General features: G+C 70.5%; 16 protein-coding genes, 1 tRNA gene and 1 pseudogene. 11 read left to right on the top strand and 7 right to left on the bottom strand.

The window, feature by feature from the left end:
- The first annotated feature begins 55 nt into the window (after nucleotides 1-55).
- From ACYBSK_RS00745 to ACYBSK_RS00725, 5 genes are all read left to right on the top strand, one after another.
- Nucleotides 56-1,261, top strand: a complete 1,206-nt coding sequence (locus ACYBSK_RS00745) for an FG-GAP repeat domain-containing protein (protein ID WP_460244830.1) — start codon at nucleotides 56-58, stop codon at nucleotides 1,259-1,261.
- Between the two features lie 195 nt (nucleotides 1,262-1,456).
- Nucleotides 1,457-2,932 (top strand): FG-GAP repeat protein, encoded by a 1,476-nt coding sequence (locus ACYBSK_RS00740; protein ID WP_457474847.1) that lies wholly within the window; start codon nucleotides 1,457-1,459, stop codon nucleotides 2,930-2,932.
- An 81-nt stretch (nucleotides 2,933-3,013) separates the two neighbouring features.
- Nucleotides 3,014-4,522 (top strand): FG-GAP and VCBS repeat-containing protein, encoded by a 1,509-nt coding sequence (locus tag ACYBSK_RS00735; protein ID WP_460244829.1) that lies wholly within the window; start codon nucleotides 3,014-3,016, stop codon nucleotides 4,520-4,522.
- Between the two features lie 94 nt (nucleotides 4,523-4,616).
- Nucleotides 4,617-6,017, top strand: a complete 1,401-nt coding sequence (locus tag ACYBSK_RS00730) for a VCBS repeat-containing protein (RefSeq protein WP_457474845.1) — start codon at nucleotides 4,617-4,619, stop codon at nucleotides 6,015-6,017.
- Between the two features lie 112 nt (nucleotides 6,018-6,129).
- The gene (locus tag ACYBSK_RS00725; protein WP_457474844.1) at nucleotides 6,130-6,987 is read left to right on the top strand and encodes a Yip1 family protein; all 858 of its coding nucleotides are present in this window, start codon (nucleotides 6,130-6,132) and stop codon (nucleotides 6,985-6,987) included.
- 76 nt (nucleotides 6,988-7,063) lie between these two features.
- Here the strand turns inward: ACYBSK_RS00725 and ACYBSK_RS00720 are convergent, their stop codons facing one another.
- Both ACYBSK_RS00720 and dcd read right to left on the bottom strand, forming a co-directional pair.
- Nucleotides 7,064-7,570 (bottom strand): phosphoribosyltransferase, encoded by a 507-nt coding sequence (locus tag ACYBSK_RS00720; RefSeq protein ID WP_457474843.1) that lies wholly within the window; start codon nucleotides 7,568-7,570, stop codon nucleotides 7,064-7,066.
- Nucleotides 7,571-7,581: 11 nt separating this feature from the next.
- On the bottom strand, nucleotides 7,582-8,157 hold the full coding sequence (gene dcd, locus ACYBSK_RS00715; RefSeq protein ID WP_457474842.1) for a dCTP deaminase: 576 nt from the start codon (nucleotides 8,155-8,157) through the stop codon (nucleotides 7,582-7,584).
- 548 nt (nucleotides 8,158-8,705) lie between these two features.
- On the opposite strand from dcd, the gene ACYBSK_RS00710 reads away from it, so the two are divergent.
- The 4 genes and pseudogenes from ACYBSK_RS00710 to ACYBSK_RS00695 all read left to right on the top strand — a co-directional run bounded on the left by ACYBSK_RS00710 (nucleotide 8,706) and on the right by ACYBSK_RS00695 (nucleotide 10,952).
- A tRNA-Gly gene (locus ACYBSK_RS00710) sits at nucleotides 8,706-8,779 on the top strand.
- 832 nt (nucleotides 8,780-9,611) lie between these two features.
- A complete protein-coding gene (locus ACYBSK_RS00705) occupies nucleotides 9,612-10,217 on the top strand; it encodes a hypothetical protein (RefSeq protein WP_460244828.1) in 606 nt (201 codons plus the stop codon).
- Between the two features lie 232 nt (nucleotides 10,218-10,449).
- Nucleotides 10,450-10,659 (top strand): annotated as a pseudogene (locus ACYBSK_RS00700) (transposase); the annotation flags it as partial.
- 38 nt (nucleotides 10,660-10,697) lie between these two features.
- Complete coding sequence (locus ACYBSK_RS00695) at nucleotides 10,698-10,952, top strand: hypothetical protein (protein WP_460244827.1); 255 nt, start codon at nucleotides 10,698-10,700, stop codon at nucleotides 10,950-10,952.
- A gap of 27 nt (nucleotides 10,953-10,979) precedes the next feature.
- Here the strand turns inward: ACYBSK_RS00695 and ACYBSK_RS00690 are convergent, their stop codons facing one another.
- From ACYBSK_RS00690 to ACYBSK_RS00675, 4 genes are read right to left on the bottom strand one after another with little or no spacing between them, the layout of a single operon-like run.
- Nucleotides 10,980-11,279: a putative quinol monooxygenase gene (locus ACYBSK_RS00690; RefSeq protein ID WP_460244826.1), complete on the bottom strand. Its 300-nt coding sequence runs from the start codon at nucleotides 11,277-11,279 to the stop codon at nucleotides 10,980-10,982.
- Nucleotides 11,280-11,318: 39 nt separating this feature from the next.
- On the bottom strand, nucleotides 11,319-11,732 hold the full coding sequence (locus tag ACYBSK_RS00685) for an arsenate reductase ArsC (RefSeq protein ID WP_460244825.1): 414 nt from the start codon (nucleotides 11,730-11,732) through the stop codon (nucleotides 11,319-11,321).
- Nucleotides 11,725-12,801: an ACR3 family arsenite efflux transporter gene (gene arsB, locus ACYBSK_RS00680; RefSeq protein ID WP_457474837.1), complete on the bottom strand. Its 1,077-nt coding sequence runs from the start codon at nucleotides 12,799-12,801 to the stop codon at nucleotides 11,725-11,727. Before arsB ends, ACYBSK_RS00685 begins: the two co-directional genes overlap by 8 nt.
- On the bottom strand, nucleotides 12,798-13,205 hold the full coding sequence (locus ACYBSK_RS00675; protein WP_460244824.1) for an ArsR/SmtB family transcription factor: 408 nt from the start codon (nucleotides 13,203-13,205) through the stop codon (nucleotides 12,798-12,800). The genes arsB and ACYBSK_RS00675 overlap by 4 nt, the downstream gene beginning before the upstream one ends.
- A gap of 79 nt (nucleotides 13,206-13,284) precedes the next feature.
- Between ACYBSK_RS00675 and ACYBSK_RS00670 the strand changes: the two genes are divergently transcribed.
- Together ACYBSK_RS00670 and ACYBSK_RS00665 are read left to right on the top strand one after the other, a co-directional pair.
- A complete protein-coding gene (locus ACYBSK_RS00670) occupies nucleotides 13,285-13,698 on the top strand; it encodes an ArsI/CadI family heavy metal resistance metalloenzyme (RefSeq protein WP_460244823.1) in 414 nt (137 codons plus the stop codon).
- Nucleotides 13,699-13,957: 259 nt separating this feature from the next.
- Nucleotides 13,958-15,157, top strand: a complete 1,200-nt coding sequence (locus ACYBSK_RS00665; protein WP_460244822.1) for an IS110 family RNA-guided transposase — start codon at nucleotides 13,958-13,960, stop codon at nucleotides 15,155-15,157.
- A gap of 396 nt (nucleotides 15,158-15,553) precedes the next feature.
- Here the strand turns inward: ACYBSK_RS00665 and ACYBSK_RS00660 are convergent, their stop codons facing one another.
- Nucleotides 15,554-16,876: an MFS transporter gene (locus ACYBSK_RS00660; RefSeq protein WP_460244821.1), complete on the bottom strand. Its 1,323-nt coding sequence runs from the start codon at nucleotides 16,874-16,876 to the stop codon at nucleotides 15,554-15,556.
- Between the last annotated feature and the right edge of the window lie 63 nt (nucleotides 16,877-16,939).

Genomic DNA, 16,939 nt, shown 5'->3' with positions numbered 1-16,939 from the left:
GCGCCCGCCATCATGGGGCGGTTGTCAACTTGTGGGACGAGCGGGAGCGTTGTCGATGGGCAGAGCGGGCGGACGGACACCTCTGGCGCTCGGCGCGCTGTGCCTCGCCGCCGTCCTCACGGGGTGCGGCGGCGGCCAGGGCGGCGCGGACGCCCCGCGCCCCGCGACGGTGGCGGGCAAGCAGCGGCACAGCGCCCCGCTGCCGGTCCCGCGCGGCACCGGCAGCGAACTGCCCACCGACTTCAACGGTGACGGCGCCCCCGACCTCGTCCTCGACGACCTCGCGCGCGACGGGCTCGGCGACGACCCCGGCATCGGCATCGTCTACGGCAAGAAGGGCCACGGACTCGTGCCGGGCACCCGGCAGTTGCTGACCCCGGCGACGTACGGGGCGGGGACCTTCGCCGCCGAGGCGAGCTGCGACCTCGACGGCGACGGCTTCGCCGATCTCGTCGTCTCCACCGACCCGCCGTACGACGGCCAGGGCATGCCCCCGGTCCCGCTGCGCATCCTGTTCGGCTCGCCGACCGGGATCTCCGGCAAGGGCGCCATGCTGAAGATCCCGGCGCGGGCCCGGTTCGGCAACGAGTGGGCCGACCAGCCGGTGTGCGGGGACTTCGACGGCGACGGGCGCGCCGACCTCGTGGTGCACGCGAGCGGGGGCCGGCTCAGCGTGCTGCCGGGGCCGTTCACCCGCTCCGGCGCGCCTCGCGGCACGGCCCGCCTCGCACAGGTCGGCGGAAACGTTCCTGTGGGTCCCGCGGCCGACGTCGACGGGGACGGCACGGACGACCTCGTGGTCCGCGCCCACGCGGGCACGGCGCGCTCGACACTCGTCCTCGGCGGCCGCGGCGGCCTCACCCAGGGCGCCGCGCTCCCGGCCGGCTCGGCGGTGACGTTCGGCCGCTTCGGCTCGGCCGTCCTCGGGGCGGACGGCGTGACCCTGTACGGCCCGGGAGGCGCGGCCGGGCGCACGGTCCGGGTCCCGGGCGAGGCCCTGACCACGGCCGACCTGGCCGGCGACACGGCCGCCCGCCCGTCCCTGCTCGTCTCCGACGCGACGGACCACGTCCACATCGTCCGCGCCGGAAAGACACGGGTGGCCGCGGCGCGGGGCCATGTGGTGGCGGTCGCCGACTACGACGGCGACGGCCACGACGACGCGGCCCTCCAGCGGACGACGTCCGAGGGCAAGGACAAGGTCACGATCCTCTCCCCCACCCCCGACCTCACCTTCACCACCCGCGACTTCACGTCCTGAGGCCCCGTCCCCCTCCTCAATCGCCGGAGGGGCTCGATTTGCTCCCGGTTCACGTACAACCCTCCCGCCCCACCATGAGTCTCCTGTTCGCCGAACGACGAGCCATGCTCAGGACAACTCCAGGCGAACGCCCGGTATTCGGCACCCCGTTGACGGGATGTCCGCCAGACATTCCCTTGCCGCAGGAGCCACCACATGGCGAAACACAAGCGCAGACCCGCCCCGTCGCCGACCCGCGTCCGGCTCGCCACGGCGACCGTCGCGGCGGCGGCCGTGACGGGCGGGCTGCTCACGCTCTCCGCCGGCACCGCCGCCGCGACGGTCTCGGACACCGCCCAGTCCGACGCGGACTTCAACGGCGACGGCATCGGCGACACGGCGGTCAGCGCCTCCCACGCCGCCGTCGCCGGCCACAAGGCAGCCGGCCAGATCGTCGTCATGTACGGCGGGGCGACCGGCCTCCGCACCGCCACCATCAGCCAGAACACGACGGGCGTGCCCGGCTCCGCCGAGAACGACGACTACTTCGGCGCGGACTCCGCGTACGGCGACTTCGACAACGACGGCTACGACGACCTGGCGGTCGCCGCCCCGGGCGAGGACGTCGGCTCCGACGGCAACGGCGGCACCGCCGCCATCCTGTGGGGCTCCCCGAACGGCCTCCAGGGCGGCACGACGATCGACGACCCGCGCCCCACCGCGCACGACGGCTTCGGCGGCCCGATCGAAGCGGGCGACTTCAACGGCGACGGCAGGGCCGACCTCGCGATCGGGGCCCAGAACAAGGACACCGTCGACGTGTTCACCGGCGCCACCAGCCGCTCCGGCGGCCCGAGCGGCCACAGGACCCTCACGGTCCCGGTCATCAGCGACACCGGCGCCGGCGTCTGGAACCTGCACTCGGGTGACGCCGACGGCGACGGCAAGGACGACCTGATCGTCAACGGCTACGCGACGGACGACAGCACCAACGCCAACTTCTGGCTCCCGGGCACGTCCTCGGGCCCCAGCACCTCCGGGGCCGTCCGTCTGCCGTCCGGCGTCATCACCGACCTCGGCGACACCAACGGCGACGGTTACGACGACATCGTCGTCGGCAACCACTGGGCGGACAGCAACAGCAAGAGCAACGCCGGCGCCGTCCAGATCATCAAGGGCAGCGGCGCGGGCCCCGCCGCCACCCGCACCACGATCACGCAGGAGACCGCGGGCCTGGCCGGCGGCAGCGAGGCCGAGGACCACTTCGGCTCCGAACTCGACCTCGGCGACGTCAACGGCGACGGCCACCTCGACCTCGTGGTCGGGGCGCCCGACGAGGACCTGACCGGCGGCAGCAACACCGGCGCCGCGTGGGTGCTGTACGGCAAGGCGGACGGCACCGGCATCACCGGCCAGGGCTCGGTGTTCCTGGAGCAGAACAACGCCTACGTGCCCAACAGCAACGAGGCGAAGGACTTCTTCGGCTCCGACGTCCACCTGGACGACCTCAACGGCGACGGCCGCGACGAGGCGTACATCGGTGCGGCGGGCGAGAACGGCTCCAACGGCGCCGTGTACCCGGTCCGGTTCACCGCCACCGGCACCCTCGCCGCCTCCTCCGGCCTCTACACCTCGACGCTCGGCATCTCCGCCACCGGCACCCCCCGCCTGGGCGCCAACTTCACGGACTGAACCCCGGCGCGGCCACCGATACGAACCCGGCGGGCCCGCCACCCACCCCTGCCTTCTTCCACATCCTCAGGAGCCACCCGAATGGGCAAGCACAGACGCACCCCCGCCCCCTCCCCGACGCGCATCCGCCTCGCCACCGCGACCGCCACCGCGGCCGCGCTGACCGGCGGGCTGCTCGCCGTGTCCGCGGGTTCGGCGGGCGCCGCCGACGCCATGACGCACAACGAGGCCGACTTCAACGGCGACGGCTACGGCGACGTGGCGTTCTCCGCCGTCAACGCGACCGTATCGGGCCACAAGGGCGCCGGGGACATCGTCGCCCTGTACGGCTCGGCCAGCGGCATCACGTCGACCAAGCGCACCACCATCAGCCAGAACACCACCGGGATCCCGGGCAGCGCCGAGGCCAACGACGCCTTCGGCGCGGTCAGCGCGTACGGCGACTTCAACCACGACGGCTACGACGACCTCGCCGTCTCCGCCCCGCACGAGAAGGTCGGCACCGACGCCGACGGCGGCACCGTCGCCCTCCTGTGGGGCTCCGCGAGCGGCCTGTCCGGCGGCACCACGCTGGCCGACCCCTCGCCCAGCGGCCACGACCGCTGGGGCCGCTCCCTGGCCGCGGGCGACTTCGACGGCGACGGCGTCGAGGACCTCGCCGTCGGCGCGTCCGGCGCCACCGTCCACGTCTACAAGGGCGGGCTCACCAAGTCCGGCACGGCGGGCGGCCGTTACACGGTCAAGCCGAACATCATGAGCGGCGGCGAGGCCGGCCCGATCAGCCTCTACGCGGGCGACGTCAACGGCGACGGCAGGAGCGACCTCGTCGTCAACGGCTACGAGACCACCGGCGACTACGGCTGGAACACCAACTACTACGTGCCCGGCTCCGCCTCCGGCCTGACCATGTCCGGCGCCAAGCAGCTCAAGCGCGGCGTCATCACCGGCGTGGGCGACGTCAACGGCGACGGCTTCGGCGACATCGTCACCGGCCAGGACTGGGACCCGGCGAAGTCCACGGACGAGTTCCCCTCGGTGCCCGAGTCCGTGACCGGCGGCCAGGTCCACGTCACGTACGGCTCCACCGACGGCCCGGCCTACGTCACCGACATCGACCAGGACACCGGCAACGTGCCCGGCGGCTCCGAGCGCGGCGACTGGTTCGGCGGCGAGCTCTCCCTCGGCGACATCAACGGCGACGGCTACGCGGACGTGGCCGTCGGCGCCTCCGGCGAGAACCTGAACGGCGTCGTGAACACCGGTTCCGTCACCGTCCTCTACGGCTCCCCCGACGGCCTGAACACCACCTCCGGCGCCCAGTTCCTCGCCCAGTCCACCGCCGGCGTGCCCGGCAACGACGAGAAGGACGACTTCTTCGGCGGCGAGGTGAAGCTCACCGACACCAACCACGACGGCAAGGCGGACCTCACCGTCGGCGCGTACGGCGAGAACGACGGCAACGGCGCCCTGACCTACCTCCCGTCCGACGGCACCAAGATCACCACGACCGGCTCCCGCGGCATCTCCACCACGGCCGCCGGCGTCAGCACGGACGGCTACCCGATGTTCGGCGTGAACGCGGCCAACTGACGCCCGTAGCAGTCGCGTTCACGGCGCGGGGCCGCACCCCACGGCCCCGCGCCCGCACCTCCGCCCCACCAGCCAAAGGCAAGAACCCGCACCCATGCGTCGACGCACCCTCCTCATCGCCACGGCCGCCCTGACCGCGCTCCCCCTCGGCCTCACCGCCCCCGCCCACGCCGCCCCCTCCGGCCTGCGCGGCGACTTCAACGGCGACGGATACCGCGACGTGGCCGTCGCCGACTCCGCCGCCACCGTCTCCGGCCATCACGTGGCGGGCGCGGTCACCGTGTTCTACGGCTCCTCGTCCGGCATCAGCGCCTCCCGGCACAAGGTCATCACCCAGGCCACCTCCGGCATCCCGGGCACCCCCGAGACCGGCGACCTGTTCGCCTCCTCCCTCGCCACCGCCGACCTCGACCGCGACGGCTACGCCGACCTGCTCGTCGGCGCCTCCGGCGAGGCCGTCGACACCGACCCGGGCCGCGGCAGCATCACCGTCGTCTGGGGCGGCTCCGGCGGCCTCGGCTCCGGCGCCACCATCAAGCCCGCGTCCGTCCCCGACGACAACTGCTACTTCGGCGAGAACATCACCACCGGCGACGCCGACGGCGACGGCGCACCCGACCTCACCGTCGGATCACGCTGCTCCGCCCAGCACTTCTCCGGCCCCTTCACCCGCACCGGGACCCCCGCGCGCGCCGCCCGCGACTCCCGCTTCGGCACCATGCAGGGCGCCGTGACCGGCAACCTCGACGGCGACGCCGCCGAAGAGCGCGTCATGCTGCCGGGCCGCTCCACCAACGACCCCGGCGGCGCCGTATACGTGGACAACTACACGGGCGGCCAGCTCACCCGCACCGAACTCACCCACGCCGACGGCACCGCGGGCGCCATCACCGACACCGACGGCGACGGATACGGCGACCTCGTCCTCGGCGACTACGACGACCCCACCGCCGACAAGCCCGGCGGCCACCTCGGCGGCCAGATCACCGTCTGGCGCGGCGGCCCCGCCGGCATCGACCCCGAGCAGACCCCCGTACGCATCGACCAGGACACCGCCGGCGTGCCCGGAGCTGGCGAGGCGGACGACCGGTTCGGCCTCTCCCTCGCCGCGGGCGACACCGACAAGGACGGCTACGGCGACGTCGTGGTCGGCGTACCCGGCGAGGGCATCGGCAGCGCCTACTACGCGGGCGCCGTCATCGTCCTGCGCGGCTCCGCCGACGGCCTCACCGGGACCGGGGCCCGCTCTCTCAACGAGGACACCAGCGGAGTCTCCGGAGCCGCCGAGAAGACCGACATGTTCGGTCAGACGGTCAGCCTCAGCGACAACAACCGGGACGGCAGGGCCGACCTCACCGTCGGCGTCGCCAACGAGAACGGCTCGGGCTGCACCTGGAACGCCCACGGCACCTCCGTGACCAACTCCTTCTACATCTGCGCCCCCGCCCTCGGCCTGACCGGCGAGAGCGGCCTCGGAAACGCCCTCACCCCCTGACGTCTCCCCCCTCGGGGGGATCCCTTACGGGATGTCACAGCTCAGCCGCAAAGCCGGGCCCGACCCCTCGGGCCCGGCATGACACCCCTGGAAACCAGGTACGTTCGAGTACGTGGCTGGATTCAGGAACGGACGCGGCCGGGACAACCGCGAAGCGCCGCAGGGGCACCCTCCGTACGGGCCCCCTCAGCAGCAGTACGGGTACGGGCAGCAGCAACAGCAGCAGTGGCCGCAGCCGAACGGCGGACACGGTGAGCCGGAGTACTTCGGGGACCCGAACGCGCCCCGCGCGCACGGCGGACACGACCCGTACGCCGCCAACAACCCCGGCCACACCCAGGCGTTCTCCGTGAACCCCGGCGAGGACCCGTACGCGTACACGCAGGGCAACACCTACCAGGCGGGTGACGCCCCCGCCGGCCCCGTCGGCCCCCGCCTGCACTGGAAGCAGCTGCTGTCCGGGATCGTCCTGCGCCCGGCCCCCACGTACCTCCAGATGCGGGACTACGCGATGTGGGGCCCCGCCCTGATCGTCACGTTCCTCTACGGGCTGCTCGCCATCTTCGGCTTCGACGGCGCCCGCGAGGACGTCATCAACGCCACGCTGTCCTCGGCGATCCCCTACGTCCTGACGACCGGCGTCGCGATCACGCTCAGCTTCTTCGTGCTCGGCGTCGTCACCCACACCCTGGCCCGCCAGCTCGGCGGCAACGGCGCGTGGCAGCCCACGGTCGGCCTGTCCATGCTGATCGCCGCGCTCACCGACACCCCGCGTCTGCTCTTCGGCATGTTCCTCGGCGGCGACGCGATGTTCGTCCAGGTCATCGGCTGGGCGACCTGGGTCGCGGCGGGCGCCCTGCTGACCACGATGGTCTCCAAGTCCCACGACCTCCCCTGGCCGAAGGCCCTCGCCGCCTCGGCGATCCAGCTGATCGCACTGCTGTCGATCATCAAGCTGGGCACGTTCTAGCGGTTTCTGAAAGACGGAAGGCGGGGCCCCGAGGGGCCCCGCCTTCCGTCGTTCGTCGCGCTTTCGTCGCGTGTGCTCAGGCGTCGAGCACCTGACCGTCGCGCCGCACGACGGGCGGTTCGACGCTCCACGGGAAGTTGATCCAGTCGTCCGTGCGCTTCCACACGTACTCGCACTTCACGAGCGAGTGGGACTTCTCATAGACGACCGCCGAGCGGACCTCGGCCACGGTGTCGAGGCAGAAGTCGTGGACGAGCTTCAGCGTCTTGCCGGTGTCCGCGACGTCGTCGGTGATCAGCACCTTCTTGTCGCTGAAGTCGATGGCGTTCGGGACGGGCGCGAGCATGACCGGCATCTCCAGCGTGGTCCCCACACCGGTGTAGAACTCCACGTTCACGAGGTGGATGTTCTTTACATCCAGCGCGTATCCGAGGCCGCCGGCGACGAAGACGCCGCCGCGCGCGATGCTCAGGATGATGTCGGGCCGGTAGCCGTCGTCGGCGATGGTCTGCGCGAGCTCGCGCATGGCGACGCCGAACTTCTCGTACGTAAGGTTCTCGCGCTCGGGGCTGACGTCACTCATGTCGCTGCTGCTCACACCTGGGTCCGATGGAAGTTGAGGTAGGAACGGGAGGCGGTGGGCCCGCGCTGTCCCTGGTAACGCGAACCGTAGCGCTCACTGCCGTACGGGAACTCGGCGGGTGACGACAGCCGGAACATGCACAGCTGGCCGATCTTCATGCCGGGCCACAGCTTGATGGGGAGCGTCGCGAGGTTCGACAGCTCCAGCGTCACGTGGCCGCTGAAGCCGGGGTCGATGAACCCGGCGGTCGAGTGCGTGACGAGGCCGAGGCGGCCCAGCGAGCTCTTGCCCTCCAGGCGCGAGGCGAGATCCTCGGGCAGGGAGATGACCTCGTACGTCGACGCGAGCACGAACTCGCCGGGGTGCAGGATGAACGGCTCGTCGCCCTCGGGCTCCACGAGCCGCGTCAGGTCGCTCTGCTCGACGCTCGGGTCGATGTGCGGGTACTTGTGGTTCTCGAACACCCGGAAGTAGCGGTCGAGCCGCACATCGATGCTCGACGGCTGCACCATCGACTCGTCGTAGGGATCGATTCGTACCCGTCCGGCGTCGATCTCGGCCCGGATGTCCTTGTCTGAGAGAAGCACGTAGCGAGGATACGCAGTGCGTGCGGGCCCGCCACAATCCGGCCATTCGGTCGGAGCGCGTGGCGGGCCCGCAGGTGGTGTCGCTGGTACTGCTTTCTTGCTCGGACGCCCTATCGCTCGTCCGGTCCCACAGGGACGGCATGCCGAAGTCGCGCGCAACGCGGACACCGAATGAGCCGGCTTGGACCGAGTCGGTCGGCCTGCTGCATCGGGAACGAAGCGGTGCTGAAGACGTGCCCTTCGGCACATCGGACGACGGTGCGGTCCATCGAGTCCATCAAGTCCCGGAGTCCCTTCCCCACGGAGCCATTGGGCCAGTTTCCTGACCGACGACGAAGCGCAACATTACGGGATGAAAGGGACGTCGATCCAGGCGGCACCCCGCAAAGAATCGTCCTCGGCCGGAGCCCCCACCGTACGCTTCAACTCCCTTCACCCGCAGTCACTTCCACCCCGCCCAACGCAGCCGGGCCCCGGGGCATGAGCGCCCGGGGCCCGGCATGGGGTACAGTGTCCGCCAGTACGGATTGCTTCAACGGCCGTACTGCGCGGGTGTAGTTTAATGGTAGAACATAAGCTTCCCAAGCTTAGAGCGCGAGTTCGATTCTCGTCACCCGCTCCACCGCTAAGGCCCAGGTCAGAGACCCGGGCCTTTTTGCTGTGCGGATGCGCTCAGTCGTCGCGTGCCAGATCCGTGCCAGAAGCCTGACCATCCGGCTTCCGCACCACGGCGGACCGACGAGCCTTGCGAACTCTCCGACGGCTGCCCGGCCGGTGACTAAGGCCAGCAGGCTCTTCGACGCGGTGCTGTGCGAACTCGACAACGTGATCCGCTTCTGCGGCATGGCTCCGCCGACCGAGCCGGAACGCGCCACGGGAGTGCCCGAGGGCACCACCGCTGCGGCGGCCTACGCCCCTGATCCTGGTGACCAACGCGACCCTGGAGCTGGAAAGTGATCTTGAGTCGATGGGGCTGGCGAACCTCGCCGACCGTGTCATCAGCAGCGCCCGGGTGGGGGTGGCCGAACCCGCTCGGGATGACCGGTGTGCACTACCAGCAGCCGGCCGACCGCCAGCAGTTGCTGACCTTTCTCCCCACCAGCTGACAACAGCCTCAGTTCCTTCCGAGCCGGCCCTGGTCCCGATCAGGTCGCGTGCACGCGGCACTCCAACCGCCCAGGAATCAGCGGTTGATACAGGTTTCTCCACCTCATCAAGCACCTGCTCCGCCGCCCTTCGCGCTCATGCCTTCGGCCCGCGCTACGGGCGCTGCGCCGACGCGCGCCCACAAGTGGTCAGGCCGGGATCATGAGGCGAGCACCGGGGGCCGGGCGTCGCGCTGACGAGTGCGGGCACGTCGTTGGCTGGGGTTGGGTGGTGTGCTGAGAGGGGAGCGGGCGGCAAGAAAGTAGCGCGGCACCCAAACGCCATCGCACGGGTGCATACTGCCAAGCATGGGCACCGATCCGTCAGGCCCCGATGACGCCCTCGTAAACGCTGTGGACGAGCGAGAACGCAGGGCTGACGAGCGAGAACGCAGGGCTGACGAGCGCGAGCACACCGCTGACGAGCGCGAGCGCATGGCTGACGAGCGAGCGGAGCAGCTCGCTGTGTGGGAGAAGAGGCTGGATCGACTGGCCCATCGCATCGGACTGCCGACCTCGAACCCGCGAGACCGCTCGTACCAGGCAATCAACCGGGCTCGGGCGCTGGTGGACGCCAGCCAGGCTCGGCTTGATCGCAGTGAAGCCGCGTTACGGCGTGCCGATGAGCGCGACGACCGCGAACAGCGCACCATCGACGGTGAGGTGGAGAGCTCCCGACAGCGCGAGACAAGGCACGGACCCACAAAACGGGAATCCCTGGAAGCCAGAGCTCTCCGCCTGTGGCAGCAGCGCGCGTCGAACACGGCCTACCTCCGTACCACTCATGAGGCACTGGCCCACGAGTACGCGCGGCTCGCCCGGGTGCATCCAGAACAGGCCGAGGCCTTTCAACGCCGTGCCGACCATGCTCGCCAGGTAGCAGCTGAACTCATCGACCCGGACCCGGGCCAGTAACGAGGCCCGTGCCATGACCGTGCCAGGTCGACCGGAGAACCACGGGGAACGGCAGGTGTGAAGTCGGCCGCACCGAGGGGTCGTTGAGGCGCTCCCTCGCAGGTCAGGGGCCCAGCTGCCCGTAGATCTCGTCACCCGCCCCACAGGGCAAGCCAGTTCAGATGACCTGCCCCAGGTCCTGGGTTCCAGTTCTGGTGGCTAACTGACGGCCCTTCGCGGAAGGCTGGCAGTCATGCCTCGTCTCTATCCTCCGGAGTTCCGGGCACGTGCCATCGCGCTGGTCCGTGCCGGCAAGCAGGCCAAGCAGACCGCGGTCGAGCTGGGGATCCATCCCGTCACGTTGTCGAAGTGGCTGCGGCAGGACGACATCGACCACGGAAGGCGGCCGGGAACGCCGTCGAGTGAGTCCGCTGAACTGCGGGCCGCCCGCCGGCGGATCCGCGGGTCGCGGTCCTGGACGTCGGCGGCAACGACCATCTGATGGTCGTCGAAACCGCTGCCGTCCCCGCCACCGGGCTCGATCCCCTCGCCAATGCGGGATGGGGTCTGCGTGTCGCGGCGTACGCGGAACTGTGGGAGGTGCGCGCACGCATCCTGGGTGCCGGGTGGTCCGTCGGACAGATCGAGACATTGCCCGCCCAGTGGACGATGACGGCTCTCGATCCCGACGGACGCCCGGTCGACGTCCGGACCCACCGTCCGCGCACCGCATCGCCCTCACCGGGCCTTGGCTGACGGCCCTGCCAGGTCGTGCGGATGCGCTCACGCTCCGAGGCCGCCCGCGACGGTTGATTCGCGGCTGGTGAACTCGCCCGTGAGCAGGGGCATGGCGGAGGTGATCGCCTCTTTGGCCTCGGGGAGTCGCAGGGACGCGTCGTGGTGTTCCTTGGATTCCCACACCTCGGTGACGACGATCGTGTCCGGGTCGTCGGTGGCCAGGCCCACCACGTAGCTGCGGCAGCCGTGCGCTTCGAGGCTCGCGGCTCCGGAGAGCAGGATCGCGACCACCTCGTCGCGCTTGCCGGGTCGGGTCCTCATCGAGCCGATGTAGCCGTAGGTCATCGCACGCCGCCTTCGTCAGAGGGTCAGGATGTCAGGGTGTCAGGGTGTCAGGGCCGTGAGGAGGGTGCGGACGCGGCGTTCGATCTCGTCGCGGATGGGGCGGACGGCGGCGATGCCCTGGCCTGCCGGGTCGGGGAGTTGCCAGTCGAGGTAGCGCTTGCCGGGGAAGACGGGGCAGGTGTCGCCGCAGCCCATCGTGATGACGACGTCGGAGGCCTGGACGGCGTCCGCGGTGAGGAGCTTGGGGGACTCGGCGGCGATGTCGATGCCGACCTCGGCGAGGGCCTCCACCACGGCGGGGTTGACCGTGTCGGCGGGGGCCGAGCCCGCCGAGCGGGCCTGGACGCGGTCACCGGCGAGGTGGGTGAGGAACGCCGCCGCCATCTGGGAGCGTCCGGCGTTGTGGACGCAGACGAACAGCACCGACGGCGGCGGGGGCGCGGTGTCAGACACGGGTGACCTCCAGGGTGGGGAACCAGCGGCGCGCGTGCAACGCCACGTAGACCAGGGCGATGAGGACGGGCACCTCGATCAGTGGGCCGACCACCCCGGCGAGCGCCTGCCCGGAGGAGGCGCCGAAGGTGGCGATGCACACGGCGATGGCCAGCTCGAAGTTGTTGCCCGCGGCCGTGAACGCGAGTGTGGTCGCGCGCGGGTGGTCGAGGCCGACCGCCCGGCCCAGTGCCAGGGATCCGGTCCACATGAGGGCGAAGTAGACGAGGAGCGGCAGCGCGATGCGGAGGACGTCGGCGGGCCGCGACGTGATGGTGTCGCCCTGGAGCGCGAAGAGGACGACGATGGTGAAGAGGAGGCCGTACAGGGCGAACGGGCCGATGCGCGGCAGCAGTTCCGCCTCGTACCAGGCGCGGCCCCTGGTCCTCTCGCCGATGCGGCGGGTCAGGTATCCGGCGGCGAGCGGGATGCCCAGGAAGATCAGCACGCTGCGGGCGATCTCCCACACCGACACGTCCAGGCCGGTCTGTTCCAGGCCGAGCCAGCCCGGCAGGACCTGGAGGTAGAACCAGCCGAGCGCGGAGAAAGCGATCACCTGGAACACCGAGTTGAGGGCGACCAGGACCGCCGCCGCCTCGCGGTGCCCGCAGGCCAGGTCGTTCCAGATGATGACCATGGCGATGCAGCGCGCGAGCCCCACGATGATCAGGCCCGTGCGGTACTCGGGCAGGTCCGGCAGGAACAGCCAGGCCAGCGCGAACATCAGCGCCGGGCCGACGATCCAGTTCAGCAGGAGTGAGGGGAGCAGCAGGCGGCGGTCGCGGGTCACCGTGTCGAGACGGTCGTAGCGGACCTTGGCGAGCACCGGGTACATCATCACGAGCAGGCCCAGCGCGATCGGCAGGGACACCCCGCTGACGGTCACCGTGGCCAGCGCGTCGCCCAGGCCCGGGACCAGGCGGCCCAGGCCGAGGCCGACCGCCATCGCGGCGAGGATCCACACGGCCAGGTAGCGGTCCAGGAACGACAGCCGCCCGGCCACGCCCTGCTCGGGTGTGCTGTCGCTCATGAGGCGGCACCGGCCGGGCGGGTCAGGACGCCCGCGAGGCGGTCGGTCGTCTCGGGCAGGAGCCAGTAGTAGACCCAGGTGCCGCGTCGCTCGCAGTCGATCAGGCCGGCCTCGCGCAGCAGCTTGAGGTGGTGCGAGATCGTCGGCTGGGAGAGGTCGAAAGCCGGGGTCAGGTCGCACACGCAGACCTCGCCGCCCGCCTGGGAGGCGATCATCGACAGCAGGCGCAGGCGCACCGGATCGCCGAGTGCCTTGAAGACCTTGGCCAGTTCGACGGACTGGGCCTCGTCCAGCGGCGAGGCCAGCAGGCCGGGGCAGCACGCGTCGCCGCCCGCGCCGGCGTCCGCGTCGGCGTCTGCGTCCGCGCCAGACTGGCCCAGCACCACCAGTTCTTGATTCGACATGCTTCTATATTGACAGCCATCTATCTCCGGCGCAATGTTGTATCGACAGATATCGATGCAAGAACATCGGAGGACCGTCATGTCCCGCGCACAGCTCGCCCTGCGTGTCAGCGACCTGGAAGCGTCGATCACCTTCTACTCGAAGCTGTTCGGCACCGAACCGGCCAAGCGGCGCGAGGGCTACGCCAACTTCGCCGTCGCCGAGCCCCCGCTGAAGCTCGTCCTCATCGAGGGTGAGCCCGGCCAGGACACCCGGCTCGACCACCTCGGCGTCGAGGTCGAATCGACGGACCAGGTCGTCGCCGCCACCGACCGGCTCAGGAGCGCCGGCCTCGCGACCTTCGAGGAGAACGACACCTCGTGCTGCTACGCCCTCCAGGACAAGGTGTGGGTGCACGGCCCCGGGCAGGAGCCCTGGGAGGTCTACGTCGTGAAGGCGGACGCCGGGACCCTCGGCAAGAGCGCGGCCGAGTCCGCGTGCGAGTGCGGCTGATCCCCGTCCGGGAACGCGAAAGCCTTAGAACCGAAGTCGTGGTCCCAAGGGAATGGATCGGGCAAGGTGGTTGTGGTCCGGGGGAACCGGGTGTGGCTGATGACGAAAGTGCCGCACATGGCTCCCGGGGCATGGCCGCCCGGTTCCCTTGGACGCTCTGACTGCTGATTGAGAGTTGCGGCCCATCGCTGACTAAGGCTTCGACAGCGGGGTGTCCCTCGGACCACAGAAGTAGAGGTCCAAGGGGCAGGGGCACAGCGTGAGCACGGAAGCACAACGGATATGGGTCGGCGTCGACGTCGGCAAGGGCCACCACTGGGCCCTCGCCGTGGGCGCCGACGGTGAACGGCTGCTGTCCAGGAAGGTCTTGAACGACGAGGACGACATCCTGACGCTGATCAACGCCGTCTTACCGATGGCGGACGAGGTCCGGTGGGCCGTGGACATCACGAGCCGCCCCGCCGCCCTGCTGCTGGCTCATCTGCTGGCCCAGGAACAGCCGGTGGTCTACATCCCCGGCAAGACGGTCAATCGCATGTCGGGGGCCTACCGAGGCGAGGGCAAGACCGACGCGAAGGACGCCCGGATCATCGCCGATCTCGCGCGGATGCGACGGGACTTCCGGCCCATCGAACCCTCGGTGGAACTGACGAACGGGCTCCAGCTGCTGGTCGGTTATCGCCAGGATCTCATCCACGAACGAGTGCGATTGATCAACCGCCTGCACGAGGTGCTGGTCGGTATCTCTCCGGCCCTGGAGAACGCCTTCGACTACCGGAAACGGCCGGGGCTGATCCTGATGACGGGCTACCAGACGCCGACCGCCATCCGCCGCATCGGCGTGAAACGCCTGACGGCCTGGCTCGCCCGCCGGTCGGTCCGCGAGGCGGCCAGTTTCGCCGAGCGCGCGGTGGAGGCTGCCGGGGCCCAGCACGCCGTGCTGCCGGGCGAGACGCTAGCGGCCCGTCTGGTCCGGGAGCTGGCGTGCCGCATCCTGGAACTGGACGAGCGGGTCAAGAAGAACGATCGCGAGATCACCGCCCTGTTCCGCACCGATGAACGGGCGGCGATCATCGAGTCGATGCCGGGCATGGGGCCCATCCTCGGTGCCGAACTGCTGGCGATCGTTGGCGACATGTCACTGCACCGGGACGCCGGCCACCTCGCTGCCCATGCCGGGCTCGCGCCGATGCCGCGTGATTCCGGACGTAAGAGCGGCAACCTGCACCGGCCCAAGAACTACAGCCGACGTCTGCGTCGGGTGCTCTACATGTCGGCCCTCACCGCGATGCGCATGCCCGGCCCCTCGCAGGTCTACTACCGCAAGAAGCGTGCCGAGGGCTTGATCCACATCCAGGCCGTCCTGTCCCTGGCCCGGCGCAGGGTCGACGTGTTGTGGGCCATGCTGCGGGACAAACGCCTGTTCACGATCAGCCCACCGGTACGTGCCGCCGCCTGACTCCGGCAGGGACGGGCGGCGGCCGCCGTTCGCAACGGCGGCCGCATGCCCCTTCCGAGTGCTTCTGCCCTCCCCCGAGCAGACCACCGGAGCATTCCCTCCAGGCGGCCGGGGGCGCGGTCCTGCCCGGCCTCGAAGTTGCCCCGAGGGACCGGCCGGACTGTCGGCGACCTTCCGCGGGAGTGGAAGGGTGAGCCCGGCGTCCTTGATGCGCCACAGGCTCGCTCTGCTGCGGGATAGCCCCTCTGCGATACGCCAGGAGGCGCTGAGGGCTGCTGCCCCCAGCCTAAGCCCCGGAGACGGATAGGAACCCCAGCGAACCAGCCCCGATTCAGCTTGACTTCGGACATTGAGATGCCCCGGGCCGCCGACAGCGGCCCGGGGACCTGCGCGTGCTCAGATCGTGTCGAGGTCGCGGCTCTTCGTCTCCGGCAGGGCCAGGATGCAGAGCAGGGACAGCAGCGCCATGCCGCTCATGAACCAGCCGCCCACCGAGGCGCTGTAGTTCTCGGCGAGGGCCGTGACCACGAGGGGGGCCGCCGCGCCGCCGAGGACGCCGCCGAGGTTGTAGGAGAAACCGGCGCCGGAGTAGCGCAGGCGCGTGGCGAAGAGTTCGGGCATGTAGGCGCCCGCCGGGCCGTAGATGATGCCCATGCAGAGCAGCGCGCCGCTCAGGGCGACGGCGATCAGGACGTAGTTGCGGGTGTCGAGGAGCGGGAAGAGGACCGCGCCCCAGACGACGCCGAACGCCGCGCCGCCGATGATGAGCTTTCGGCGGCCGACCTTGTCCGACCAGCGGCCCACCGCGTACGTGGAGATGCCCAGGACCGTGACCGCGACGAGCGTCAGGAGCAGCATGTCGTTCTTGGGGATGCCCAGGTCGCCGGTCGTGTACGTCATGCAGTACGTGGCCGCCGTGTAGAACATCACGTAGACGACGGTGATCATGCCCGCGCCGAGCAGCATCTCCTTGGGGTGCTTGCGGAAGGCCTCGGCGAGCGGCGCCTTGGCGGTCTCCTGCTGCGCGGTGACCTTCGCGAAGGCCGGCGTCTCGGCGATCTTCAGGCGGATGACGAGGCCCACCGCGACCAGGACGAAGGAGAGCAGGAACGGAATGCGCCAGCCCCAGCTCTCGAAGGACGCGTCGTCCAGGAGCGAGGACATGACGAGGAACGTGAGGGTGGCGGCGAAGTAGCCGACGGGGGAGCCCATTTGGGGCGCGGAGGCGTACAGGCCGCGTTTGCCCTTCGGGGCGTGCTCCACGGCGAGGAGGGCCGCGCCGCCCCATTCGCCGCCGAGGCCGAGGCCCTGGATCAGGCGGAGCAGGACCAGCAGGACCGGCGCCATCACGCCGAGCGTGTCGTAGCCGGGGAGCAGGCCGATGAGGCCCGTCGACAGGCCCATCATGAGCAGGGAGACGACGAGGACGGCCTTGCGGCCGACGCGGTCGCCGAAGTGGCCGAAGATCGCGGCGCCCAGCGGGCGGGCCGCGAAGCCCACGGCGAAGGTGGAGAGCGTGGCCAGCGTGCCCGCCGCTTCCGAGAGTTCGGGGAAGAAGGCCTCGTTGAGGACGAGCGCGGCGGCGGTTCCGTAGATGTAGTAGTCGTAGAACTCGATGGCTGTGCCGATGAAGCTCGCGGTGGCGATCCGGCGCATGCCGGCCGGCGGCGTGGCCGTGGTGGTGTCGTCCGTGGTGGCGGACGGGGTGGACGAAGGCATGGGGCGGCCTCCCGGAAAGGGGCAACGAGGAGCAGGGGACGGCGTCGCGGAATGCGCATGCGA

The organism is Streptomyces sp. BYX5S (genome assembly GCF_054724165.1).
The sequence above is the reverse complement of the archived record's forward strand: the minus strand, read 5'-3'. Positions and strand labels throughout refer to the sequence as shown.

What these genes read in the sequence shown, in the direction of transcription:
- ACYBSK_RS00740 (WP_457474847.1), top strand. Translation starts at nt 1,457, where the DNA reads ATGGCGAAACACAAGCGCAGACCCGCCCCGTCGCCGACCCGCGTCCGG.
- ACYBSK_RS00720 (WP_457474843.1), bottom strand. Translation starts at nt 7,570, where the DNA reads ATGAGTGACGTCAGCCCCGAGCGCGAGAACCTTACGTACGAGAAGTTC.
- ACYBSK_RS00675 (WP_460244824.1), bottom strand. Translation starts at nt 13,205, where the DNA reads ATGTCGAATCAAGAACTGGTGGTGCTGGGCCAGTCTGGCGCGGACGCA.
- ACYBSK_RS00670 (WP_460244823.1), top strand. Translation starts at nt 13,285, where the DNA reads ATGTCCCGCGCACAGCTCGCCCTGCGTGTCAGCGACCTGGAAGCGTCG.
- ACYBSK_RS00695 (WP_460244827.1), top strand. Translation starts at nt 10,698, where the DNA reads ATGGTCGTCGAAACCGCTGCCGTCCCCGCCACCGGGCTCGATCCCCTC.
- arsB (WP_457474837.1), bottom strand. Translation starts at nt 12,801, where the DNA reads ATGAGCGACAGCACACCCGAGCAGGGCGTGGCCGGGCGGCTGTCGTTC.
- ACYBSK_RS00735 (WP_460244829.1), top strand. Translation starts at nt 3,014, where the DNA reads ATGGGCAAGCACAGACGCACCCCCGCCCCCTCCCCGACGCGCATCCGC.
- ACYBSK_RS00745 (WP_460244830.1), top strand. Translation starts at nt 56, where the DNA reads ATGGGCAGAGCGGGCGGACGGACACCTCTGGCGCTCGGCGCGCTGTGC.
- ACYBSK_RS00690 (WP_460244826.1), bottom strand. Translation starts at nt 11,279, where the DNA reads ATGACCTACGGCTACATCGGCTCGATGAGGACCCGACCCGGCAAGCGC.
- ACYBSK_RS00660 (WP_460244821.1), bottom strand. Translation starts at nt 16,876, where the DNA reads ATGCCTTCGTCCACCCCGTCCGCCACCACGGACGACACCACCACGGCC.
- ACYBSK_RS00730 (WP_457474845.1), top strand. Translation starts at nt 4,617, where the DNA reads ATGCGTCGACGCACCCTCCTCATCGCCACGGCCGCCCTGACCGCGCTC.
- ACYBSK_RS00705 (WP_460244828.1), top strand. Translation starts at nt 9,612, where the DNA reads ATGGGCACCGATCCGTCAGGCCCCGATGACGCCCTCGTAAACGCTGTG.